The organism is Frigoriflavimonas asaccharolytica (assembly GCF_013294015.1).
In the GTDB taxonomy this organism is placed as follows: domain Bacteria; phylum Bacteroidota; class Bacteroidia; order Flavobacteriales; family Weeksellaceae; genus Frigoriflavimonas; species Frigoriflavimonas asaccharolytica.
In genome coordinates this window covers 30955-55255 of record NZ_JABSNO010000011.1, presented here as the reverse complement: position 1 = coordinate 55255, position 24301 = coordinate 30955, and the positions used below count along the sequence as shown (strand labels likewise).

Sequence of the window (24301 nt, the reverse complement as noted above, 5' to 3'; positions counted from 1 at the left end):
AAGTGCAAAAATAAGAAATTTAAGCAAATAAAAACCTCGCAAATTTGCGAGGTTTAAGATATAATTTAAGAAACTAATTACTAATATAAATTAGCTGGCCAGTTCTTTCCATCTGTTCTTGTTAATACAGTTGTACCATACTCACCATAAGATGTAGTCCAAGTAAATGTTAATTTAGTTCCATTTACAGATACGTTAGATATATTAAAAGAATCTCCGTACTGGTTGTTACCATCAAATGATAATTTACCACAGCTATCTTTTAATCTTACACCTGAAGCAAAATCTCCACCGTAGATTACATCATATGCTCCAAAACTTGCTTCTGAGATTAAATATAAACCATCAGATACATTTGTTAAAGTTCCAGTACCTGTTTTAGGTCCAGGATAATTAGATGCAGATGTTCCAAAATTTGTAGTTGAGAAAGAATATGCACCTGCTAAAGCAGATTCGCAACCAAAAATAAGGGACAAACTTGTTGTATTATTAAATTCTGCTTGAGTAATTGGAGAAGTTAAACTGAACACTAATGTTTTAGCAGCGTTTTGAGATAATGCTGCACCAAATACTTTGATTTTCACAAAACCTAAATTAGCACCTGCTGGAATAGTAACTGATCCACCATTTTCTACAGTATAATCTGTACCTTCAACTGCGTTACCACTAACTTTTGTAATTTTAAAAGTAGTAGCTGCACTAAGAGGAGCAATTGTACCAATTTGTACATTGTATTCTTTTGAACCAACATCCGGTCCTTTCACTACTGCGAACTTATCTAAAAAGTAAGCAGATGGTTCGCCATCGTAGCTAATAGTTTCTCTACTATCGTCGCAAGAACTTACAATGAAGAACAGTGCGAAAATAGAAAATAATTTTATAATATTTTTCATTTTATTTTATTTATTTGATTAATATCCTGGGTTTTGTACAATTGCAGTATTTACATTTACCTCAATGTTAGGGATTGGTAATGTAAATTTAAAGCTTGTTAAAGGCAAATTATTCGGGTTACCTCCTGGATAATTAGAAGTTAATGAACTATAATCTGCTGGATCTCTATCAATACCAGAGTTAGCTAATGTACCTAATCTTTTTAGATCTAAATATCTATAACCTTCGAAAGCGAATTCAATTCTTTTTTCGTCTAAGATCATTTTCCATGCAGCGACATCTGACGCAGGTGCAGCAAGTGTAGTAACCGCTCCATTTCTAGCATCTCTGATTGATTTGATTGCATCTCTAACACCGTTGTAATCACTTACTTTGGCTCTAGCTTCTGCTTTTATCGTATACATTTCTGCCAATCTCATGATTTTGAAAGAATTGTTATTACCGTTCGTAGATGTTCTTGCCCATGCAGATTCCGTTGCAGAGAATTTACCTCCATGTTTATTAATAATTAATCTGTCACCATTTCTATAATCAGGAGCATTCGTATAATTAGTATTAATAGATGAATCTGGTCCAATAATAAGATTAGCACGAACATCTGATAGAGAAGCTAAAGATGTTGCAGGCAAGTTACCTGGATTTAATTTATTATGCAAAGATCTACTTACCTCATACAATGGAGAACCAGCCGCTTGAGGACTAATAGAAAACCAAGCATTGTGCAAGTTTGAAGCTTGAGCATTTTGTTGAGCCGTTCTTTGAGCTCTAAAAATAACTTCAGAAACTACAGCATCTGTCCAAAAAATGGTGCGATATTGTGTTTTTGTAGCTAAAGTAAGACCACTGCTGATTACTTGATTTGCCCAAAGTTCAGCGTTTACATAATCTCCTTTATAAGAATATGCTCTTGCTTTTAAACCTCTTGCGAAATTTACATTTGCATAATTAGGATTTGCAGCAGCACCTTCTATAGCAAATGCAGCGATAGCATCTGTAAGATCTTTCTGGATAAATGCATACATTTCTCCATTGGTATTTCTTTTAAATGTATTTACATCTGCTGGCAAAATTTTATCAGCAATAATACCAGATAGTGCAGCGTCATTTTTCATATCAGTTGTGAAATATGACAATATTCTCAAATGATGGTAAGCTCTTAAAGTTAAAGCTTGTGCTTTAATACCTGCGATTACCTTTGCATTTGCAGCACTTGTAGGTACTACTCTATTATCTGCAGCATCAATAATTCTATTTAATCTAGAAATTGCTAAATAACCTTCCGCCCAAATAGCGGTTGGAAAATCTGAACCTGGATTAAGATTGAATACATATTCATCTGTAATACCTTGTCCACCGTTTGCAAATCCGATACCTACTTCATCAGTAAAAATAGATACATATTCGGATTCTGATCTACTGCTTCCAATTGCAAGAGCAGAATTCATAAGCAAACTCATATCTGCACTTGTATTAAGTGCATCTTCTTCAAATATAACTCCTGGTGCAAAAGGTTCAAATTGATCCCTATTACATGAGCTTGTAAAGAATAGCAATAAAGCTAAACCTGATATTTTAAATATATTCTTCATTTTATTATTTTATTTTAAATTAAAAATTCACGTCGATACCAAATGTGTAAATTCTTGGAGTTGGATAACCATATTGATCTCCTGTTCTTGTACTTTCTGCATCAAAACCTCTCCATCTAGACCATGTGTAAAGATTCTCTCCTTGTAGTCTTAATGTTAAACTTTTTACAAAAGTTCCAGCTAATACAGCTTTAGGTATAGAATATCCAATTTGTAAATTTCTAACTCTAAGGTAAGAAGCTTCTACTAAGAATCTATCAGATTGTGCTTCTACACCTCTATTTGACGCAGTGTTGGAAGGTACATTAGAATTGGTATTCGTAGGAGACCATGCATTTAACAAATCACTACTTACATTGAATGTACCAACATCATCTGGACTGTAATATCCTGATAAATCATAATCAAATCTGTAAATACCAGCAACATAATTAAATGTAGTACCGATAAAGAAATTACGATAATCTAAATCAAATCCAAATCCACCTACATATTTAGGAGTTCTGAATCCATATTCTAATTGTTTACGATCTGCATCTACTGGATTTTCAGTAACACCACCGTTTGCCGTTTCGAACAAAAGGTTACCATTATTTGCATTAACACCTAAATAGTGATAAGCAAAAGGTGCTTGATACATTTCTCCATTTCTAGATATTGTTTGTACCACATCTCCTGTTACATAAGGATCAGCATATAAATCATTCACCTCTTCTCTATTCAAAGCAACATTACCTCTTAGTGTAAAGTTTACACCTCTATCAGTTTTACTCTTTAATACATCGTATGCAAGATTAAGCTCTAAACCTTTATTTGTTAAATCTATTTGAGAGTTAGTCGTTAATGTTAACTGACCTAATTGCGGACTTTGAGGAATTGGGAAGAATGCATCTGTAGTTATTCTTTGGTAAGCATCAAACTGACCTCTTAAACGTCTGTTGAACATTTCAAAATCGAAACCTAAATTTGCAGATTTTGTTGTTTCCCATTGCGTATCTGGTGCACCGATATTAATACCTAGTCCATTACCAGTACCATAAACAGGAGTACTACCAATACTATACGTATTAAGGAATGGTTGTGGATTGATTCCTCCGAAAAGACTTCCAAAAGGTCTATCGTTACCTGCAAGACCATAAGAACCTCTTAATTTAAACTGGTTTACGAAAGCAACATCTTTCATGAAATCTTCTCTTTCAAGATTCCAAGCAGCACCAACTGACCAAAAGATTCCATCTTGATTGTCTCTAGAAAATCTACTAGTAGTATCAAAACGTGCGTTAGCAACAATTACATATTTGTTATCATAATCATATTGACCACTTACAAATGCAGACCCTTGATTTAATCTAGATTGACTAGCACTTACTCTTGGCAAGTATAAATCATTTGTACTTACAATATAACCTGTTCCAGTTCCCGGTACCCAAGTTCTTGCATTCAAACCATTTTGAGTTTGAGAAGTAGCTTGTGCCATATTGTTATTATATTCAAAATATGCAGTACCATCTACAGTAGATTTACCAAATCTTTTGTTATAATTTAAAGACACTAAATTATTAAAAGTGAAAATTCTCTGTTGACCGAATGTTTCAAAACCTAAAAATTCTTGTCCTGCACCAGCAAACAAAAGTGAATTAAATGCTCCAGGAGTCTGGTATACATTATCATTCAAGTTTCTGTTTGTCATGTTTACTCTTACAGAAGCAGTTAAATCATCCGTAAGTTCGTAAGATGCAGAAGTCGTGATATCTATCCTAGATTCATCAGTAGAAGATAAATACGTTTTAGTTTTATCGATTAAGAACAAAGGAGTAAACAAAAGCGTTTGATTAGCTACATATTTGTTAAAAAGTTGTAAACTGTTTTGATACTCATTTGGTGAGATATACGGAGCACTTTTCAAAGCACCTAAAGCTATATTTTGATTTACACCACCTGTATTTAAACTGGAAGCCTGTCTGTTTCTAGTTAAAGATAAAGCAGTACCAACAGAATATTTAAATCTTTTATCGTTAGATCTACCAGATAAATTATTTCTAAGTGTGAATCTTTTCAAATCAGTTGTTGCCAACAAACCTGCTTGGTCTAAATAACTAATACTTGTGTAGTTATTTAAATTTTCAGAACCTGCAGAAACTGATATATCATGAGATTGTAACGTAGAAGGCTGGAAGAAATAATCTAACCAATCTGTATTTACAGTAGTATCTGCAATTTGCTGATCAGTTAAAGTAAAACCTCTACCTTTTCCTAGTCTTTTTTCCAAAGTAAGCAATTGCTTGGAGTCTGCTAGATCATATCTATTCTTCTGCAAAGTTGAAACTCCATATTGAGTACTGTATGTAAAAGCTAAATCTTGATTAAACTTACCACGTTTTGTAGTAATAACTACAACACCGTTGGAACCTCTATTTCCATATTCTGCAATAGCAGATGCATCTTTCAACACATCAAATGTTGCAACATCATTAGGGTTTATATTTCTAAAACTCTCACTTGTACCAGGGAAACCATCTATTACATAAAGTGGTTCATTGTTTCCAAGTAAAGATCCTTTACCTCTAATATTGATACTAGGAGTAGAACCTGGTTGTCCAGTTCCAGTTTGAATATTAACACCAGCTAATTGACCTTGAGCAATATTTAAAACATTCGCGTTTGGACGATTGCTTATCGTTTCGCTACTGATTTGAGCTACAGAAGTAACTGCTTTTGGTTTTGCTACAGATTTATAACCTACAACTACTACCTCATCAATTACTTGAGTTTTGATAGGTTTTTTTGGAATAGTATCCTGTGCTTGCATGCTTTGAGCACCTAAAAAAAATAGTGCAGCTACACTTAGCACTTTTAAATTCACATTCATATTAACAAATTTTAATATTATTTATGTCACAAAGATGTTAAATTAATTTAACATTAGCAAATTATTTGTTATTTTATATTAAAATTTCTATTTTTTTATAAATTTCCAACTCTTTTCTTGATTTTTGTTATCTTTATATAATAACATGTAATTTCCAGCTTTTAGGGACTTGATGTTTATCTTTCCTTCTTTTGTTGTAGTATTTAATACTAGTCTTCCTGCCATGTCTAAAACCTTTAATTGTGCTTCTGCATTATTCGTGTTTTTGATAAAAATTACATCACTTGAAGGGTTTGGATATATTTGTAATTGATTTTCATCAATATTTGCTTCTGAGGTACCAAGTGTTGTTATATTTCTACCATTAGCTAGTAATGTAAAGTTTTGGCTACCATTAGTTAAAGTTCCTTTGTGCGAAACAGTAATTGTATAAGTTCCTGCAGTATTTGGGATATCAACTCTTTCAAAATTATCTACATTATTCGTAGAGTTATTGGTTGCGGATTGAAGTGTTCCTGCTAATCCTTGCAATTTCCATGGATAGTACACTGTTCCAGTTGCGGAAGTTACTTTTATATCCAAATCATTTACCAAATAAATCGTAGGTGGATCTATAGTTCCTGTATTTGCTACTGGAGCTGCTGGATCCGTCCAAGAAATAGAAATTCTTACTGGTGCATTACTCGTTGAAGTAAAAGTTTGGCTGTAAGTACCACCATTCGCTAAATTCCCTTCTCTAATGATGCTTCTACCTGTAGTTAAGTTTTTGTCTCTGATGATTTTTGCAGCTTCTGTTGCATTAACTAATCCCCAACCAAATCCGTAATCTGGACCAAGTGTTCCACCAGCTTCATCTGCAGAATGCATGATCAAACCTTTCACCGTTGCAGCTTTCATATAATTACCATAAAGAGAATTATAATATTGCTGCAGTAAGGTAACTACACCAGTAATACCTGGCGCAGACATAGATGTACCAGAACTGAAACCGGTAGACGTATCTGAATCGCTTGTTGTGGAAAGTACATTTACTCCTTTAGTAGAAATTTCTGGTTTTATTCTTCCATCATCTGAAGGACCATAGCTGCTAAAGCTAGACATCGTTACACTATCTTGATCTGTATATGTTGCTACATTATTAACTGCTGCAACTGTAAGTACATTTTTCCCAATAGCACTAGAAGCAACCAAATCGTAACCTAGCTTTTGAGTAATTTGTGTAGAGTAAGGTATATCTGTATCGTTTCTACTATTACCTGCGGACCAAACTGGAAGATAAAAAGGATTATTAAAACATATTTGATCTATTTGTTGTGCACTACTATTGTAAGCTCCTAGAACCCATAAACTCGCATTGCTCGTAAGACCAGGACCGTAGGAGTGGTTGGACATCAACAAACCTGCGGATGCTTCTAAAAGAATTTCTGGCATATCGTTGTTGAAATCGTACTCATTTATACTAGCATTAAATGCTAAACCTCTTACTAATGGATTGATACCCTGCGCTGCAATAGTACCAGAAACATGAGTAGCATGCCAAGAAGTTGGCAAACCAAAATTAAGAATATTAATTTTAGTAAAACCGTTAACTAAAAACTCTTGGTGCGAATCTCTAACTGGTCCACCATCCCAAACTCCTACCAACATCCCTTGACCTTGGATATTTAGACCTAGACTTCCTCCGCTATACAAACCTTTTGTTCTTGCTGTTGTTGCAGCTCCATCATTATAGGTTTCTGTATAAAATGGTTCTCCATTATCTAAAACATCTGTAAGTATTTCCGTACCTGCGTCTCCACTTCGTACTATTCTTTTTGCGGTAGGATTATCCTGCAAATATTTTGCAATACGAAATTCTTTGTCAGCACTAATTTGTTTAAATTCTTTAGCTAAAAGTTCATTTCCAGCTTTATTGGATTGACTTGCTATTATCTCTCTCTCTTCTTTCGTTTGCGAAAAGCATATTGCAGGAAGCAATAACGCTAAAAAGTAAGTTTTTTTCATTATATTATTTTTATCGAATTATTTTATTTTGTTTAAATTTTAATATTTTAAATACAAATATATAGTAAAATTAATTATTTTATATAATTTTATGGAAAATCACCATCAATAACAGAAATATCAACAATTGATATTCTCTATATTATAAAATAATTAAAACATAAATTATATTATATAAATATCTACGTTTTTAATATTATTTAGGATTTCTATTATTTACATTGCTGTAAAATACCATCTTTCGGCATCGATAGTAAAATATAACAAAAAAAAACTGCTCGCACAAATTTGTGCGAGCAGTTTTTTATATTAAGAAATTTATTTTATTTCAATTTTCTTTTGATAGAAACTTCTTCATAAACTTCCAAGATGTCTCCTTGTTCAATATCATTGTATCCTTTGATGTTTAAACCACATTCATAACCTTTTGTTACTTCTTTCACATCATCTTTGAAACGCTTCAAGCTTTCTAATTCTCCATCATGTTTTACGATACCGTCTCTTAAAATTCTTATTTTAGAGTTTCTAGTAATTTTACCAGAAGTTACCATACAACCTGCAATTGTACCTACTTTGGAAATTTTGAAAATTTCACGTATTTCTACATTACCAATTACTTGTTCTTTTATTTCTGCGGAAAGCATACCTTCCATCGCAGCTTTCACCTCATCAATTGCTGCGTAGATTACAGAATAAGTACGGATTTCAATTTCCTCTTTATCTGCTAATTCTTTTGCATTTACACCAGCTCTAACATTAAATCCTATAATAATAGCATCAGAAGCAGTTGCTAAATTCACATCAGATTCTGTGATTGGACCTACACCACTGTGTAAGATATTCACACTTATTTCTTCTGTAGATAATTTTTGTAACTGATTAGAAAGTGCTTCTACAGAACCATCTACATCTCCTTTTAAGATAATATTTAATTCTTTAAATTCACCTAATGCAATTCTTCTTCCTAGTTCTTCTAAAGTTGTATGTTTTGTAGTACGGATAGAAAGTTCTCTCTGCAACTGCTCTCTTTTTGTAGCAATTGTTTTAGCTTCACCTTCATCATTATAAACTTTAAATTTATCTCCGGCAGTTGGTGCACCATCAAGACCTAAAATCGTAATTGGAATGGAAGGTCCTGCTTCTGTAAGATTTTTACCTCTTTCATCTAGCATTGCTTTTATTTTACCGTGGTTTTTACCAGCTAGCAAATAATCTCCAATTTTTAATGTTCCTCTTTGTACAAGCATTGTTGCTACATAACCTCTACCTTTATCTAAAGATGCTTCTATAATAACACCTTGTGCATTTCTATCTGGATTTGCTTTTAAATCTAAGATTTCTGCTTGTAATAATACTTTTTCTAGAAGCTCATTTACATTCGTTCCTAATTTTGCAGAAATTTCTTGAGATTGTACATTTCCACCCCATTCTTCTACCAAAATATTCATTGCTGAAAGTTGTTGACGAATATTATCTGGGTTGGCGTTTGGCTTATCTACTTTATTGATAGCAATAATCATTGGAACTCCTGCAGCTTGTGCATGAGAAATTGCTTCCTTCGTTTGTGGCATCACATCATCATCTGCTGCAATTACGATAATCGCAATATCTGTAACTTGTGCTCCACGAGCTCTCATTGCCGTAAATGCTTCGTGACCTGGCGTATCTAAGAATGAAATTCTTTGCCCATTATCTAATTGTACATTGTATGCACCAATATGTTGTGTAATTCCACCAGATTCTCCAGCTATTACGTTTGTTTTTCTTACGTAATCTAGAAGCGATGTTTTACCGTGATCTACGTGTCCCATTACGGTAACGATAGGTGCTCTAGAAACCAAAGTATCTTCGGTATCTTCTTCTTCCACATCATCTACTTCAAGATCAGCATCTTGAAATTCTATTTTGAAACCAAATTCGTCTGCTACAAGCAATAATGTATCTGCTTCTAAACGTTGATTCATGGTTACCATTACTCCAAGAGAGAAGCAAACAGAAATAACTTCTGTAGGGCTTACGTTCATCAAACTGGCTAATTCGCCAACTGTAATAAATTCCGTAACCTTTAATGAAGTATCTTGAGCATCTTTTTCTTGTTGAATTTCATCTTGCTCTCTTCGGAAACTTCTTCTTTCTTTTCTATATTTAGAGCCTTTAGATTTACCACCTTTGTTGGTTAGTTTTTCTAATGTTTCTCTAATTTGATTTTTTACATCTTCTTCAGAAAGTTCTACTGGCATTACAGGACCATTTCTTCTTCCTTGTCCTGGTCTTGCTGGTCCTCTATTATTATTTCCTCCAGGTCCACCTGGTCTATTTCCACCTTGCGTTCCGGTTGCTGGAGTTGTAGTTCCAGGTTTTTTCGGTGCCGGTTTATCTATTCTTTTTCTCTTTTTGGCTTTTGGTTTCTCTGCAAATTTTGAAAGATCTACTGTTTCTTTCAATATTTTTATCCCTCCTAGTTTTTGATATACAGTTTTTATTACATCAGATTCTGGATTTTCTGTTTTTGCAACTTCTGGAGTTGGAGCAGGAACTGGAACTTCTACAGCTTTCGCTGCTGGTTCTATTCTTACAGATGTAACCGGCTTCACTTCTGGAGCTGGTATATCTTTTTTCTTTTCTTCTTCTTTTTTGGGAGTTGGTTTAGAAGATTTTCTACCAGAGGTTAATCCAGTAAGGTCTATCTTATCTAAAACTTTCAATTCTGATTTTTCTCCAGATGAAGCTTTTATAACTTCTGGCTCCGAAGGTTCTGCAGGTTTTTCAACAACTACCTCTTTAATTATTTCAGGTTTTTTTTCTTCAACAACTACAGGAGCAGGCTCTTCTTTCACTTCTGGCGCAGGTGCTGGTGCTGGCTTTTTCGCGTCGAGGTCTATTTTGCCCAAAACTTTCGTTTCGAGTGTTTCTGCCTTCGCTTTAATTACCACAGGTTCTGGTTCTTTCTGAATTACCAATTTTTCTTCTGGAATTTTAGAAATAACCACTTCATCAGAAGCTCTTTTTTGTTTACTGTCTTGGGCAAACTCATTTTCTAAAGCAACGTATGCTGCTTCATCTAACTGCGAATTGGGATTTGCTTCCACCTCAAATCCTTTAGATTGTAGAAATTCTACTAATCTTGAACTCGAAATATTAAATTCCTTTACCGCTTTGTTTAACCTGATCTTTTTTGGCATCTAAAAATTTACTTTATATTATAAGATATTTCAAAGTTAAAATAAAATTTAACTTTTCTATTAAGTATTTTGAATTAGTCTTCTAATTCGTCTCTTAAAATTTGTTTTACTTCATCAATTTGCTCCTCTTCAAGATCTACAAGATTCACCAAAGCCTCTGTATCTTTATCCAAAATACTTCTTGCCGTGTTCAATCCTATTTTTCTAAACTCTTGAATAATCCAATCTTGAATTTCATCTCCAAATTCCGTCAATTCTACATCTTCCCCTTCTACTTCTCTGTGCACATCTATTTCAAAACCAGATAGCCAAGAAGCCAAACGAATGTTCTGTCCTTGTTTTCCAATGACTCTAGAAATTTCTTCTATTGGAGTAAAAACCAATGCATAGTTTTTTTCTACGTTGATTTCTATTTTATTAATAGTAACATTCCCCAAAGCTCTTTTCACCATTATTTCAGGATTTTTAGACCATTGGATCACATCTATATTTTCGTTTCTTAACTCACGAACAACTCCGTGAATTCTAGAACCTTTCACCCCAACACAAGCTCCTACAGGATCTATTCTATCGTCATAGGCATCTACTGCAATTTTCGCTTTCTCACCTGGAATACGCACTACTTTTTTCAGCATTATCGTTCCATCTTGGATTTCTGGAATTTCTAATTCTAATAGTTTTTCCAAAAATACTGGCGATGTTCTAGAAATAATGATCACAGGTTTTGAACCTTTGAAATCTACTTTTTCTATGATTGCTCTTACGGTTTCTCCTTTTTTGTAAAAATCCGAAGGTATTTGATTTTCTTTTGGCAAGATAAATTCGTTTCCTTCTTCATCCAAAAGAATAGCATGTTGTTTTCTGATGTGGTGCACTTCTCCTAAAATAAGTTCACCGATTCTATCATGAAATTGATCGTACAAAAGACTATTATTATGCTCTTGTAATTTCGTGGAAAGTATTTGCTTTAAAGTTAAAATACTTCTTCTACCCAATTGTGCAATTGGAATTTCTACCGTATAATCTTCGCCAACTTCAAAACTTTCGTCTATTTTTTTTGCTTCAGAGATTTCTATTTCCAAATCATCATCTTCAGACATGTCGTCTTCTACGATTATTTTATTCAAAAATATTTGAAAATCTCCTTTGTCTGGATTCACAATTACATCAAAATGATCATCAGAGTCAAATCTTTTTCTCAAAAGAGTTTTCAAAGAATCTTCAATAATTGCCATAAGATCAATCTTGGAGATGCTTTTTTCATCTTTAAAATCGCCAAACGCTTCTATTAAGGCTAAACTATCCATCTATAATATCTTTTTATATGCTCAAAAGGTTTTTAATTAAAATTGAATTTTAACCAAAGCCTTTCTAATGTTTTTAATTTCTATTTCTTTCTCTTCCTCTACATCCATTTTCCCTTTGCCAATTTCTTTTGGCTTTCTATACCTCAACATCAACGTAATGGCATCATCTGTTACATTAAGTAATTCGCCAGTAATTTCTGAATCATCATTTAATACAAGCTCTAATTCTCTACCAACGTTCTTATGATATTGCCTATTATTTTGCAAGGGACCGGATAATCCGAAAGAATGAACTTGAAGACTAAAATCTTCTACTTCCCTATCCAAATTATTTTCTATAGCTCTACTCGCATCCAAACAATCTTGCAGCGTTACACCTTCATCACCATCTATTACCACGGTGATATCATTGGTAGGCGAAATTTTTAGTTCTATTAAAAATAGATCTTCTCTTTCTGCCAAAAAAACTTCTAAAAGTTGAGTTACTTTTGCTGTAAACGCCATAAATAGTAAAAAATTCAGTTACGAAAAAAGGCATCTCTTGCGAAAGCCTCCTTCTAATTTCCGTAAACAAGATGCAAATATACATTATTATTTTATTATTTACAAAATATGCTCTTCTTTGATAATATTATAAATAATATTAATGTAGAATTAATACAATTATTTTTCTAACCAATGGTATTTCAATCTTCAATAGTATAAAATATTTTATCTTTGCCAGAATTAAAAAACAAAGATTTTGAATATAACAATCGTTGGAACGGGATATGTAGGACTGGTAACAGGTACTACTTTGGCAGAATTAGGAAATTCTGTATTCTGTGTAGATATAGATGATAAGAAAGTAGAAGCAATGAAATTGGGCAAAGTTCCTATTTATGAGCCTAATTTAGAAGAAATGTTTCTGCGAAATATCCAAGCACAACGTTTATTTTTTACTACAAATTTAAAAGAAGCCTTAGATAAAAGTGATGTTATTTATCTTGCACTGCCTACTCCACCAGGAGAAGATGGTTCTGCAGATTTATCTTATATCTTAAAAGTTGCAAACGATATTGGAGAAATGATGACTTCCTATAAAGTGATCGTCAATAAATCTACCGTTCCTGTAGGTACCGCAGATAAAGTTCATGCTACCATCTCTGCAAAAACTACTGTAGAATTTGATGTAGTTTCTAATCCAGAATTTTTGCGTGAGGGTTTTGCTGTAGAAGATTCTATGAATCCGTCTCGTGTGGTGATTGGCTGCAGCTCGGAAAAAGCGAAAGATTTTATGTCTAAAATTTATCAACCCTTTACAAATACAGGAGTTCCTATTATCTTCATGGACGAAAAATCTTCGGAGCTTACAAAATATGCATCCAATTCTTTTCTTGCGGTGAAAATTACTTTTATGAATGAAATCGCTAATTATTGCGAAAAAGTAGGTGCAGATGTAGATAAAGTTCGTCTCGGAATGGGAAGTGATGATAGAATTGGGCACAGATTTTTGTTTCCCGGGATTGGATATGGCGGAAGTTGCTTCCCGAAAGATGTGAAAGCATTGATAAAATCTGGCAAACAAGAAGGTTTTAATTTCGAAATACTAGAAGCCACAGAAAAAGTAAACACATCACAAAAAGTAATTTTAATTTCAGAAATTGAAAAATATTTTGATGGAAATCTTCAAGGCAAAAAAATTGCACTTTGGGGCTTGGCTTTCAAGGCAAATACAGATGACATAAGAGAAGCATCTTCCTTAGATAATATAAAAATTCTACTAGAAAAAGGTGCAAAAATAGTTGCCTATGATGCAATTGCGGAAGAAAATATAAGAAAAATTTTGGGAGATACAATTTCTTACGCTCCAGATATGTATTCTGCTTTAGAAGATGCGGATTGTCTTTTGATAGCTACAGAATGGAGTGAATTTAAAAATCCAAATTTTAAATTGATGGCAGAAAAACTGACTAATAAAGTAATTTTTGATGGCAGAAATATGTTTGATCTAGAGACCGTGGAAAACGCGGGGTTCTTTTATAAATCTATTGGTAGAAAAACATTAGAAAAGCTTTAGGCTTTAGGAGTTAGGCTTTAGGCTTTAGGCTTTAGGCTTTAGGCTTTAGAGCAAATTATTTAAGTTAATTATAAAAAACCACTGTTTCATGAGAAATTTTCAAAATTATGATGTTTGGAAGTTAAGTCATTTATTTGTGCTTGATATTTATAAAGAAACAAGTAGATTTCCTGCATCAGAAAAATTTGGAATTATTTCTCAAATGCAAAGAGCAGCATATTCTATACCTTCAAATTTTAGTGAAGGATGTGGAAGAGGTTCAGATGCAGACTTCAATAGATTTGTTCAGATTGCTTTAGGTTCTGCTCATGAAATAGAATATTTTCTGATATTATCAAAGGATTTAGAATATTTGGAAGCAGAAAAATCTGAAAAATTACAAATAGACATCAATTTAATTAAAATGAAACTTTTTAATTTAAGTAAAAAATTAATATCAACATAGATCAATCTAGTAGCAGGTTCACGCAATTGCTTATTGCATAAAGCCTACCGCATAATGCTTTAAAAAAAATGAAAAACATAATAATAACAGGAGGAGCAGGTTTTATAGGCTCTCACGTCGTAAGAGAATTTGTAAAAAACAATCCAAATTCTAAAATCATCAATCTAGATGCTTTAACGTACGCTGGAAACCTTGAAAATTTAACAGATATTGAAAACGAACCGAATTACGTTTTCGAAAAAGCAGATATTACAAAACCTGAAGAACTTCGCAAAGTTTTTGAAAAATATAATCCAGACGCAATTGTGCATTTAGCAGCAGAATCTCATGTTGATAGAAGCATCACAGATCCAAACGCTTTCATCAACACCAACGTAAACGGAACTGCAAATTTGTTGAATTTAGCCAAAGAATTTTGGACTTTAAACCCCGATCATCAACACGGAAATTTCCCAGGAAATGAGAGAGATTTCTTGTTTTACCATGTTTCTACGGATGAAGTGTATGGAAGTTTGGGCGAAACAGGTTTCTTTTTAGAAGACACTGCTTATGATCCAAAATCCCCTTATTCTGCGAGCAAAGCAGCGAGTGATCATTTGGTAAGAGCTTACGGAAATACGTATGGAATGCCTTTTATCATTTCTAATTGTTCTAATAATTACGGTCCAAATCATTTTCCAGAAAAACTGATTCCGCTTTGTATTTCTAATATTTTGAACGGAAAACCTTTGCCAATCTACGGCGATGGGAAATACACTAGAGATTGGTTGTATGTGGTAGATCATGCAAAAGCAATTCATCAAATATTTAATGAAGCAAAAACCGGCGAAACCTATAATATCGGTGGTTGGAACGAATGGAAAAACATCGATTTAGTTAAGGAATTAATTAAACAAATGGATGCGAAATTAGGAAATCCAGCAGGGTTTTCTGAAGCATTAATCACTTATGTAAAAGATAGACCAGGTCACGATTTGCGTTATGCCATCGATGCTACAAAACTGAACAAAGAATTGGGATGGAAACCGAGTGTTACTTTTGAAGAAGGTCTCGGAAAAACGATAGATTGGTTTTTGGAGAATAAAGAATGGTTGGATAATGTAACGAGCGGGAACTATCAAGACTATTATGCTTCGCAATATGCGAATGACTCGAATTAAAACGAATTTCTCGAATTGTGGACGAAAAAATAATTTTTAAGGAAGAAAGCTATAGAATTGTAGGAATTTGTATGGAGATTCATTCTGGTTTGGGAAGTGGTTTTTTGGAAGCAGTTTATTCTGAAGTTTTAGCAAAGGAATTTATTAAACAGAAAATACCATTTGAACGAGAGAAAAAGTTAGATATCTATTACAATGGAGAAAAATTAAATAAGACATATCGAGTAGATTTTCTGTGTTTTGATGAAATTATAGTTGAAATAAAGTCCGCAGTATTTATGCATGACAATTTTTCAAAACAATTGCAAAATTATTTAAAGGCAACCAACAAAAAATTAGGAATTCTCGTCAATTTCGGCGAAAAATCTTTAAATTACAAACGTATTATTAATTTATAACAGTCGAATAATTCGAGGAAATTCGTTTTAATTCGCAAAATTCGCACAACTATGAAGGGAATTATATTAGCCGGAGGTTCCGGAACAAGATTGTATCCATTAACCATCGCTGTAAGCAAGCAATTGATGCCTGTTTACGATAAACCGATGATTTATTATCCACTTTCTACGCTGCTTTTGGCGGGAATTAAGGAGATTTTAATTATTTCTACACCACACGATATTGGTGGATTTGAAAAATTGTTAGGAGATGGATCTTCTATCGGCTGCAAAATTTCTTATAAAGTTCAACCAAGTCCAGATGGTTTGGCGCAAGCATTTGTGTTGGGTGAAGAATTTATTGGCGAAGATTCTGTGGCCTTAGTTTTGGGCGATAATATTTTTTATGGAGCCGGTTTGCCAGAACTTTTATCCAGTAAAACCACTGTGAAAGGAGGTTGCGTGTTCGCGTACCAAGTTTCTGATCCGGAAAGATATGGTGTGGTAGAATTTGATAAAAGTAACAAAGCCGTTTCTATTGAAGAAAAACCAGACGAACCAAAATCTAACTTTGCAGTTCCAGGCTTGTATTTTTACGATAATTCTGTAGTAGAAATTGCTAAAAACTTAAAACCTTCGCCTCGTGGAGAATTAGAAATTACCGATGTCAACAAAATTTATCTAGAAAAAGGACAATTAGAAGTGGGCGTAATGTCTCGCGGAACAGCTTGGCTAGACACAGGAACTTTCGATTCTTTGCATGATGCATCAGAATTTGTGAAAGTTTTGGAGAAAAGACAAGGTTTCAAAATTTCTTGTATAGAAGAAATAGCGTACAAGAAAGGCTTCATCAACAAAGAACAACTGCTAAAATCTGCCGAAAAGTATGGCAAAAGTGGCTACGGAGAATATTTGAAAGGCTTAGTTTAGATGGCAAACATTTCATTTTGGGGTAGATTATTTTTAATGATGGCAATCGCTTTTGTCATCAATACAATCATTTATTTTTCTTTCGCAAATGTATACTCTTCCTCAATTTTAAATATTCAAAGTTTTGAAAATCAGTTTAGTTCTGGCGTCTATCAATACCGGGTTTTAAGTGGGTATTTCTTTTTTTGGATCTATGATTTTCTCGGTACTTTAGACCTCAACTATCAAATTTTTAAATTAAAATTTTTAAACCCTGAAAGCGAATCTCAGGTTTATTTGGCTTTCTACAGTTTAAACACCATTTTTTTACTGGCAACTGTTTTCGTTTTAAATTTAATTTTAGAATGCGAGCAACTGATGATCAACGCGTCAGAAAAGCTATTCCTGAATTTTATTGTTATTTTCATCATCGGACTTACTCAATTCATCATCGTTCCTTATGATGTTTCTAGTTATTTTTTCTTGCTGCTTTTCTTTTTTGTATTCTTAAAATATCTGGAAAAAAAATCAGTTTTAAAATTAATTTTTTTATCAATTATCATCATCATATCAACTTTAAATAGAGAAACTGCGGCACTGTCTTTATCCTTGGCTGCATCACTTTTAATTTTCAAAGAAGGTATATCCATCAAAAGTATAAAACCGTTAGTTCCTCTGGTTTTAAGTTTTTTGTTGGTTTATGTTGGTTTACGCTATCTCAACAAAACATTTACAACCAACGATGGCAATTTATTATTGCAAAACTTCACAAATCCTAAAAATATTCTGGGAATAGTAGCTTGGTTGGTACTTTTCGCATTCAGTATGATGCTTTCAAAAAGCTCAGCAAATAGAAAACTAATTTTTTTATACCATGGTTTTGCGCTGCCCTATATTTTGATGTGTTTTTTTAGTGGGATTTTGTATGAGGTCAGATTGTATGTTCCATTATTTCTCGTTTCAATTTTATTAGCATTTATCAAAACAAATAATGTTACAAAATTTTAATTATTTATTTAGTATTTTTGCATGCTAAAACACAATAGTAACTTTGAAAACCGCAATTTATTCTTCAGATAAACAAACCCATTTTTTTCAAGAATTAAAAGGAATGTTTTCTGATATCAAATCTTCCAATTTTTTGGCCTATCAACTCGCTAAACGTGATTTGCAAGGACAATATCGTCAATCTTTTTTAGGATTTTTCTGGGCATTTGCACCCATAATCGTAAATTCCTTAGTTTGGATTTTTTTAAATAATTCTGGTACAGTGAATGTAAATGCAGATGGAAATATGCCTTATGTATTATTTGTAATAATTGGCACTACGGTCTGGAGTATTTTCACAGAAAGCATGTTGATACCACTAACCTCTGTAAATAGTGCCAAAGGAATTTTATCTAAAATAAATTTTCCAAAAGAAGCACTTTTAATGTCTGGGATTTATAAGATGGGATTTAATCTAATTTTAAAATTGGTACTTATTGCTATTTTTTTAGGAATTTATGGAGTACTGCCTAACCTAAATTTGCTATATTTCTTCCTATCATTAATTGTTATCATCTGTCTATCGATGTCGATTGGATTAATCCTCACACCTATTGGATTGATTTATACAGATGTTGCTAAAATTATCACAACAGCAGTTCCTTTTCTGATGTATTTTACTCCAGTAGTTTATGCAGTGCCTCACGCAGGATTTTTTAAAACTTTATTTGAGCTTAATCCACTTACATTTTTATTTAATGATGCAAGAAATACATTATTAGGCTACGCTCCAGAAAATGTGATATACGCAGTTGTCATTTTTGGGTTAAGTTTTTCACTACTACTAATAGGTTTGGTTATTTTTAGAAAATCTATGCCGATCATCATCGAAAAAATTGGAGGATAATGGAAGAGAATGAAGTACTTGTATCGGTAAAAAATGTATCTAAAAAGTTTTCTTTAGACTTAAAATCATCTTTAAAATATGGGGCATTAGATATTATCAAAAGTAGTTTTGGTGTACCTATAAAAAAAACATTGCGTCCAAAAGAATTTTGGGCGGTAAAAGATGTTAGTTTTGAATTAAGAAGAGGCGAATGCATTGGTTTAATTGGCCACAATGGCGCAGGAAAAAGCACCCTATTAAAGGTTTTAAACGGACTTTACAATCCAGATGAAGGAGAAATCATCATGAAAGGAAAAGTAGGTGCATTGATAGAATTGGGTGCAGGTTTTAATCCCATACTTTCTGGCAGAGAAAACATCTACAACAACGCTTCTATTTTGGGGTTTACTAAAAAGGAAGTAGAAGCAAAGATAGATTCTATTATTGCATTTTCTGAAATTGAAGAATTTATAGACATGCCAGTACAAAATTACTCTTCTGGAATGAAAGTTCGCTTAGGTTTTGCAGTTGCTTCTCATTTAGAACCAGATGTTTTAATTATAGATGAAGTTTTGGCAGTAGGAGATTTAGGGTTTACTTTAAAATGTTTCAACAAAATTGATAAACTTTTACCACATACCGCTGTAATATTCGTTTCGCATAGTATGCCAATGGTTTCTAGAATTTGTAACGAAATTATTTTAATGGACCATGGAAAAGTTTCCTATCAAGGAAAAGATACAGGAAAGGGAATAGATGCCTACTATGACATGTTTAAAACCGATGAAAACAGTGAAATTGTTTTTGATACCAAGGAAGTAAAATTACTCACTTCTCATATTGTTGATAATACTATAAGAAATAGCTGTTATGATGTGCAATGGAATACAGATTTTTTACTTGAAATAGAATTAGAGAATATAAATCTTCGTAAAATGCCTCATTTTTCTTTTGTTGTTTACGACAAAGAACAAAGAGCTATTGCTGAATTTATACCAGCAGATCAAGATATAACTGTGGATTATACACCAGGACAGAGAAAGAAATTTCAATTTAAAATTAAAAACTTCAACTTTTCTAAAGGTTCTTACACGATCACTATTACCCTACAAAAAAACTTTACAACTGAAGTATTTTATAAAGAACATCGCATAATAAATATTAATATTACGGGGTCAGATCAAATGTGGACGCCGATATTATTAGATTCAACCCAAATTTCGAACTAAAAACGGTGAAAAGCACTGCTAGAAAATGTTGCTATTTTAGAACAGATATTTATTATTAAAAATAAACATGCTCATATCCATTAAAAAATTTGTAAAAAGGCAGATAATAAAAAGAATTAACGTTCAAAAACATCTCAATAATTACACAATATCTACCATCCAAATTGCTATTCTAAATTTTTTACAATATCAACATAAAAGTGTTTATAAAGTTACAGGTTTAAAAAAGCTAAATCCTATTAAAAAAATCGTTTCAGGTTACAAATACATTAGTAAAAGTCAGAATAATGTTGAAGTTACAATTCCAGATTTAAATCTATATGAAATAAAAAACGCAATTATAAATTCAAGATCATCAGCAATTATTCAAGGTAAAAATATTTATTATGAAGCGATTAATGATAACGAACGTTTTAATGAGGGTTTTGTAGAATTTCACAATAACAAAAATGCTGTAGTAAATTTAAAAAGGACGGAAACAATAGAAGAAGGTTTTTTTTTAGCAGGAAATGGAAGTCACAATTGGTATCATTGGATGATAGAAATTATACCAAAAATAATGTATTTAAACGTCAACGACACCAAAACTATATTGGTAAACGAATCTTGTGAGAAAACGCAAAGTATGGCAGATTCCTTGCAGATTTTGACACGTAATTTAAACTTAAATATAATATACTTAAAAGAGGAAAATACGTATAAAATCAAAAAATTATATTTTGTAAATGAGGTTAATAAACTGATGTTCAATCCGCTTGATTCGAAAACTACTTCTCTACCACTGTACTACTTCAGAAAAGAAAGCTTGCAAAAGCTAAGTTCAGAGTTGCAAAAAGGATTTAATTATAAAAATACAAATGAAGTCAATATTTTTCTTGAAAGAAAAAACACGCATAGAATAGCTCAAAATGAAAGCGAAATTATTGAAACACTTAAACTAGCTAATTTCCGCAATATTGACATGACATCATTGTCGTTCGAAGAACAAATAAATCACTTTCAGAATGCTAAAATGATTGTTGGTACTACAGGTGCTGCATGGACGAATATTATTTTTTGCAAACCAAAAACAAAAATTATTATCTTTATGCCAGACAATTACAAAGACTATAATTTTTATGAAGAAATGGGAGAAATATTAAATATAGAAGTCCAATATTTATATTATAATAATGAGTATAAAGATCATGATGTAAGTGAATTCGTAATAAATATTGAAAGTCTAAAAAATCTACTAAGTACGTAATATGAACAAAGAACCTCACCTCACCTATTTCGACAAAATTGGTAGCCCAAATTTGGGGTACATTTCCGTCGCAGAAAATAATGAGAATATCCCTTTTGATATTCAAAGAGTTTATTGGACTTATTATACACCTCAAGACGTTACCAGAGGTGGGCATGCTCATTTAGAATTAGAGCAAGTGATTGTAGCTGTATCAGGAACAATTATTTTCACTACGGAAGATTTATTAGGAAACATACAAGAATTTGTTTTAAACAGTCCAGAAAAAGGTTTATTTATACCTCGGAAAATTTGGAGAGATATAAAATTCTCTCACAACGCCGTATTAATTTGTTTAGCCTCAGAAAAATATACTGAAAAAGATTATATCAGAGAATATGAAATATTTAAGAAGCTAAAAAATGGTATCTAACATCCATCCTTTAGCCGATGTTCAGTCAAAAAATATTGGAGAAAACACTTCTATATGGCAATTTTGTGTAATTTTGAAAAATGCCCAAATTGGAAAAAATTGCAATATTAATTGTCAAGTTTTCATTGAAAATGATGTAGTGATTGGTAACAATGTAACCATTAAGCCTGGTGTTCAAATTTGGGATGGGATGACAATAGAAGATAATGTTTTTATTGGTCCGAATGTTACTTTTACAAACGATCGATATCCGAAATCGCGGAATGTAAATTTTCATCTTCAAAAAACTATTATAAAGGAGAACGCGATTATAGGCGCGAATGCTACTATAATAGGTGGAATTATTATTGGTGAAAACTCTTTGATAGGAGCTGGAAGTGTGGTTACTAAAAATATTCCATCTAATGAAATTTGGGTTGGAAATCCCGCAAAATTCATTAAAGCAAATATTAACTAAATTAGAAATGATGATAGACTATTTAGGTAAAACAGCACATTTTAGCAAAACTGTAAGTGAGAGTGATGTGTATCTTTATGCAGGTATTACAGGTGATTTAAATCCAGTACATTGTGATGAGGAATATTCTAAACGTACAAAATTTGGAGCAAGAATCGCTCATGGATTACTAACAGCATCTTATATATGTATGCCTCTAGGAATGTATTTGCCTGGTCCAGGAACCATACAGATAAGTCAATATTTAGAATTTTTGAGACCTGTATTTATAGGTGATACCATTAATGTAAATCTTGAAGTAACTGATTTGTTGGAAAAAGGTAGGCTAAAAATTAGAACGCTTTTATTAAATCAAAATAATGAAGTTGTAATTGATGGCTATGCGATAGTTTTACCACCAAAAGAAAAATTATGAAGTTTAATAATAGAAACGTTTTTGTAGATCCATCGGTGAAAATTGGAGTTAATGTAAAGATTGGAGACAACTCAATAATTTATCCTAATGTTTTTATCGGTGATAATACTATCATATGCAATGATTGCATAATCGGAGAGCCTCCTTCTGTCTATTATAAAGATATGGACAATTATATTAATCCGCCAACTTACATTAGCGCAAATAGCATGATTAGGAGCCATTGTATTATATATGCAGGTTCAGAATTTGGGGAAGGCTTAATTACAGGACATCGCGCAACGATTAGGGAAAAATCCAAATTTGGCATCAATTGCTTAATAAGCACATTAGCAGATGTACAAGGAAATTGCGAAGTTGGGGATTATTCTAGATTATATAGTAATGTACATGTTGGGGAAAAGACAAAAATCGGTAAATATGTTTTTGTTTTTCCATATACAGTTTTTACAAATGACCCTTTACCACCATCCGATGTTTTACTAGGTGCGACAGTTGGAGATTATTCAATCATTACTATTCATTGCAATATCTTACCTGGAGTCCATATTGGAAGTAATTGTTTGGTAGGTGCAAATTCTGTAGTATCTAGAGATATTGAAGATTTTTCTTTTGCTATCGGTTCTCCCGCTAAAAGAAAAATGGATATACGTGAAATCCCTTCCAAAAAAGATTCATATACAAATTACTATCCTTGGCCTAACAATTTTGAAAGAGGAATGCCTTGGGAAAAAATAGGTTTCGAAGAATGGACTAAATTAAATACACAATCATGATCAAATTTCTAGACCTACAAAAAATAAATCTTCAACACCAAGAAGAAATAGAAGCCAAACTTTTAGAAACTTTCCGAAGTGGCTGGTATTTGATGGGAAGCCAAGTGAAAAATTTTGAAGAAAATCTATCTAAATACACCAGTTCGCCCAATGCAATAGGTGTTGCTAACGGTTTAGATGCTTTAAGATTAATTTTTAAAGCCTATTTAGAATTAGCACAAATGAAATTTGGAGATGAAGTGATTGTTCCTGCAAATACCTACATCGCTTCGCTTTTGGCAATTACAGACAATCGTTTGAAACCCGTTTTTGCAGAACCAAATATCGAAAATTATAATATTGATATTGCAAAAATAGAAGCTTTGATTACCCCAAAAACCAAAGCAATCATGGTTGTTCATTTATACGGACAAGTTTGTTGGTCAGAAGAATTAGAAACTTTGGCAAAAAAGCATGATTTAAAAATCATAGAAGACAATGCACAAGCAATTGGTGCAGAATGGAAGGGCATAAAAACTGGAAATTTGGGCGATGCTGCCGGTTTTTCATTCTATCCTGGGAAAAATTTAGGCGCTTTAGGTGATGCAGGTGCTGTAACATGCAAAGATGATCTTCTGGCAAGAACAATCCGAGCTTTAGCCAATTATGGTTCCGAAGAAAAATACGTGAATAAATACCAAGGATTAAATTCTCGTTTAGACGAAATACAAGCCGCAGTTTTAGATGTAAAACTGAAATATATAGATGCCGAAAACGGCAAAAGAAGAGAAATTGCAGAGCAATACAGCGCAGAAATAAAAAATGCGAAAATTATTCTTCCGCAATTGCCTTCAGATTCTAAAGAACATGTTTGGCATTTATTCGTAATCAGGACTTCAAATAGAGCTGAATTGCAAACCTATTTGCAAGAGAATGGCATCCAAACGCTAATTCATTATCCAATTCCGCCGCACAAGCAAAGAGCATACAAATATTGGAATAATTTATCTTTCCCGATTACAGAAAAAATCCATGAAGAAGTGTTGAGTTTGCCAGTAAGTCCGGTGATGGAAAATGAGGAAGTGCAAAAAGTAATTGAAGTTTTGAATAAATATTGAT

The 24301-nt window shown here is 32.7% G+C and carries 21 protein-coding genes; 14 read left to right on the top strand and 7 right to left on the bottom strand.

Going from position 1 to position 24301, the window contains the following annotated elements; genetic code table 11:
- Nucleotides 1-80 precede the first annotated feature (80 nt).
- The 7 genes from HNQ03_RS08695 to rimP all read right to left on the bottom strand — a co-directional run bounded on the left by HNQ03_RS08695 (nt 81) and on the right by rimP (nt 12349).
- Nucleotides 81-893: a hypothetical protein gene (locus tag HNQ03_RS08695; protein ID WP_173779286.1), complete on the bottom strand. Its 813-nt coding sequence runs from the start codon at nt 891-893 to the stop codon at nt 81-83.
- Between the two features lie 18 nt (nt 894-911).
- Nucleotides 912-2483, bottom strand: coding sequence for a RagB/SusD family nutrient uptake outer membrane protein (locus tag HNQ03_RS08690; protein ID WP_173779285.1), 1572 nt, complete (start codon nt 2481-2483; stop codon nt 912-914).
- Between the two features lie 19 nt (nt 2484-2502).
- Complete coding sequence (locus HNQ03_RS08685; protein WP_173779284.1) at nt 2503-5352, bottom strand: SusC/RagA family TonB-linked outer membrane protein; 2850 nt, start codon at nt 5350-5352, stop codon at nt 2503-2505.
- A gap of 87 nt (nt 5353-5439) precedes the next feature.
- The gene (locus HNQ03_RS08680) at nt 5440-7356 is read right to left on the bottom strand and encodes a S8 family serine peptidase (RefSeq protein ID WP_173779283.1); all 1917 of its coding nucleotides are present in this window, start codon (nt 7354-7356) and stop codon (nt 5440-5442) included.
- 323 nt (nt 7357-7679) lie between these two features.
- Nucleotides 7680-10538, bottom strand: coding sequence for a translation initiation factor IF-2 (gene infB / locus HNQ03_RS08675; protein WP_173779282.1), 2859 nt, complete (start codon nt 10536-10538; stop codon nt 7680-7682).
- 74 nt (nt 10539-10612) lie between these two features.
- On the bottom strand, nt 10613-11845 hold the full coding sequence (nusA, locus tag HNQ03_RS08670) for a transcription termination factor NusA (RefSeq protein ID WP_173779281.1): 1233 nt from the start codon (nt 11843-11845) through the stop codon (nt 10613-10615).
- A gap of 36 nt (nt 11846-11881) precedes the next feature.
- The gene (gene rimP, locus HNQ03_RS08665; protein ID WP_173779280.1) at nt 11882-12349 is read right to left on the bottom strand and encodes a ribosome assembly cofactor RimP; all 468 of its coding nucleotides are present in this window, start codon (nt 12347-12349) and stop codon (nt 11882-11884) included.
- A 238-nt stretch (nt 12350-12587) separates the two neighbouring features.
- Here rimP and HNQ03_RS08660 point away from each other — a divergent pair, with 238 nt between their 5' ends.
- The 14 genes from HNQ03_RS08660 to HNQ03_RS08595 all read left to right on the top strand — a co-directional run bounded on the left by HNQ03_RS08660 (nt 12588) and on the right by HNQ03_RS08595 (nt 24300).
- The gene (locus tag HNQ03_RS08660) at nt 12588-13904 is read left to right on the top strand and encodes a UDP-glucose dehydrogenase family protein (protein WP_173779279.1); all 1317 of its coding nucleotides are present in this window, start codon (nt 12588-12590) and stop codon (nt 13902-13904) included.
- Between the two features lie 88 nt (nt 13905-13992).
- Nucleotides 13993-14349 carry a four helix bundle protein gene (locus HNQ03_RS08655; RefSeq protein ID WP_173779278.1) on the top strand — a complete coding sequence of 119 codons (357 nt, stop codon included), beginning with the start codon at nt 13993-13995 and terminating at the stop codon, nt 14347-14349.
- A gap of 68 nt (nt 14350-14417) precedes the next feature.
- Nucleotides 14418-15509 carry a dTDP-glucose 4,6-dehydratase gene (rfbB, locus tag HNQ03_RS08650; protein WP_173779277.1) on the top strand — a complete coding sequence of 364 codons (1092 nt, stop codon included), beginning with the start codon at nt 14418-14420 and terminating at the stop codon, nt 15507-15509.
- Between the two features lie 17 nt (nt 15510-15526).
- Nucleotides 15527-15907, top strand: coding sequence for a GxxExxY protein (locus tag HNQ03_RS08645; RefSeq protein WP_317170362.1), 381 nt, complete (start codon nt 15527-15529; stop codon nt 15905-15907).
- A 51-nt stretch (nt 15908-15958) separates the two neighbouring features.
- Nucleotides 15959-16816: a glucose-1-phosphate thymidylyltransferase RfbA gene (gene rfbA / locus HNQ03_RS08640; protein WP_173779276.1), complete on the top strand. Its 858-nt coding sequence runs from the start codon at nt 15959-15961 to the stop codon at nt 16814-16816.
- Nucleotides 16817-17803 (top strand): hypothetical protein, encoded by a 987-nt coding sequence (locus HNQ03_RS08635; protein WP_173779275.1) that lies wholly within the window; start codon nt 16817-16819, stop codon nt 17801-17803. It begins immediately after the preceding gene.
- A 43-nt stretch (nt 17804-17846) separates the two neighbouring features.
- A complete protein-coding gene (locus tag HNQ03_RS08630) occupies nt 17847-18689 on the top strand; it encodes an ABC transporter permease (protein WP_173779274.1) in 843 nt (280 codons plus the stop codon).
- A complete protein-coding gene (locus HNQ03_RS08625) occupies nt 18689-19897 on the top strand; it encodes an ABC transporter ATP-binding protein (RefSeq protein ID WP_173779273.1) in 1209 nt (402 codons plus the stop codon). The genes HNQ03_RS08630 and HNQ03_RS08625 overlap by 1 nt, the downstream gene beginning before the upstream one ends.
- Nucleotides 19898-19964: 67 nt before the next feature.
- Complete coding sequence (locus HNQ03_RS08620) at nt 19965-21143, top strand: glycosyltransferase family 61 protein (RefSeq protein ID WP_173779272.1); 1179 nt, start codon at nt 19965-19967, stop codon at nt 21141-21143.
- 1 nt (nt 21144) lies between these two features.
- Nucleotides 21145-21555, top strand: a complete 411-nt coding sequence (locus tag HNQ03_RS08615; protein WP_173779271.1) for a sugar 3,4-ketoisomerase — start codon at nt 21145-21147, stop codon at nt 21553-21555.
- On the top strand, nt 21545-22012 hold the full coding sequence (locus HNQ03_RS08610; protein ID WP_173779270.1) for an acyltransferase: 468 nt from the start codon (nt 21545-21547) through the stop codon (nt 22010-22012). The genes HNQ03_RS08615 and HNQ03_RS08610 overlap by 11 nt, the downstream gene beginning before the upstream one ends.
- A 10-nt stretch (nt 22013-22022) precedes the next feature.
- The gene (locus tag HNQ03_RS08605; RefSeq protein WP_226927468.1) at nt 22023-22427 is read left to right on the top strand and encodes a MaoC family dehydratase; all 405 of its coding nucleotides are present in this window, start codon (nt 22023-22025) and stop codon (nt 22425-22427) included.
- Entirely contained in the window at nt 22424-23203 is a 780-nt protein-coding gene (locus HNQ03_RS08600) for an acyltransferase (protein ID WP_173779268.1), read from the top strand. Before HNQ03_RS08605 ends, HNQ03_RS08600 begins: the two co-directional genes overlap by 4 nt.
- The gene (locus HNQ03_RS08595; RefSeq protein WP_173779267.1) at nt 23200-24300 is read left to right on the top strand and encodes a DegT/DnrJ/EryC1/StrS family aminotransferase; all 1101 of its coding nucleotides are present in this window, start codon (nt 23200-23202) and stop codon (nt 24298-24300) included. The genes HNQ03_RS08600 and HNQ03_RS08595 overlap by 4 nt, the downstream gene beginning before the upstream one ends.
- The last annotated feature ends 1 nt before the right edge of the window (nt 24301 follow it).

Bases quoted from the DNA above. Each gene is read 5' to 3' on its own strand.
- HNQ03_RS08695 (WP_173779286.1), bottom strand. From the start codon at position 893: ATGAAAAATATTATAAAATTATTTTCTATTTTCGCACTGTTCTTCATT.
- HNQ03_RS08690 (WP_173779285.1), bottom strand. From the start codon at position 2,483: ATGAAGAATATATTTAAAATATCAGGTTTAGCTTTATTGCTATTCTTT.
- HNQ03_RS08685 (WP_173779284.1), bottom strand. From the start codon at position 5,352: ATGAATGTGAATTTAAAAGTGCTAAGTGTAGCTGCACTATTTTTTTTA.
- HNQ03_RS08680 (WP_173779283.1), bottom strand. From the start codon at position 7,356: ATGAAAAAAACTTACTTTTTAGCGTTATTGCTTCCTGCAATATGCTTT.
- infB (WP_173779282.1), bottom strand. From the start codon at position 10,538: ATGCCAAAAAAGATCAGGTTAAACAAAGCGGTAAAGGAATTTAATATT.
- nusA (WP_173779281.1), bottom strand. From the start codon at position 11,845: ATGGATAGTTTAGCCTTAATAGAAGCGTTTGGCGATTTTAAAGATGAA.
- rimP (WP_173779280.1), bottom strand. From the start codon at position 12,349: ATGGCGTTTACAGCAAAAGTAACTCAACTTTTAGAAGTTTTTTTGGCA.
- HNQ03_RS08655 (WP_173779278.1), top strand. From the start codon at position 13,993: ATGAGAAATTTTCAAAATTATGATGTTTGGAAGTTAAGTCATTTATTT.
- rfbB (WP_173779277.1), top strand. From the start codon at position 14,418: ATGAAAAACATAATAATAACAGGAGGAGCAGGTTTTATAGGCTCTCAC.
- rfbA (WP_173779276.1), top strand. From the start codon at position 15,959: ATGAAGGGAATTATATTAGCCGGAGGTTCCGGAACAAGATTGTATCCA.
- HNQ03_RS08635 (WP_173779275.1), top strand. From the start codon at position 16,817: ATGGCAAACATTTCATTTTGGGGTAGATTATTTTTAATGATGGCAATC.
- HNQ03_RS08625 (WP_173779273.1), top strand. From the start codon at position 18,689: ATGGAAGAGAATGAAGTACTTGTATCGGTAAAAAATGTATCTAAAAAG.
- HNQ03_RS08620 (WP_173779272.1), top strand. From the start codon at position 19,965: ATGCTCATATCCATTAAAAAATTTGTAAAAAGGCAGATAATAAAAAGA.
- HNQ03_RS08615 (WP_173779271.1), top strand. From the start codon at position 21,145: ATGAACAAAGAACCTCACCTCACCTATTTCGACAAAATTGGTAGCCCA.
- HNQ03_RS08610 (WP_173779270.1), top strand. From the start codon at position 21,545: ATGGTATCTAACATCCATCCTTTAGCCGATGTTCAGTCAAAAAATATT.
- HNQ03_RS08605 (WP_226927468.1), top strand. From the start codon at position 22,023: ATGATAGACTATTTAGGTAAAACAGCACATTTTAGCAAAACTGTAAGT.
- HNQ03_RS08600 (WP_173779268.1), top strand. From the start codon at position 22,424: ATGAAGTTTAATAATAGAAACGTTTTTGTAGATCCATCGGTGAAAATT.
- HNQ03_RS08595 (WP_173779267.1), top strand. From the start codon at position 23,200: ATGATCAAATTTCTAGACCTACAAAAAATAAATCTTCAACACCAAGAA.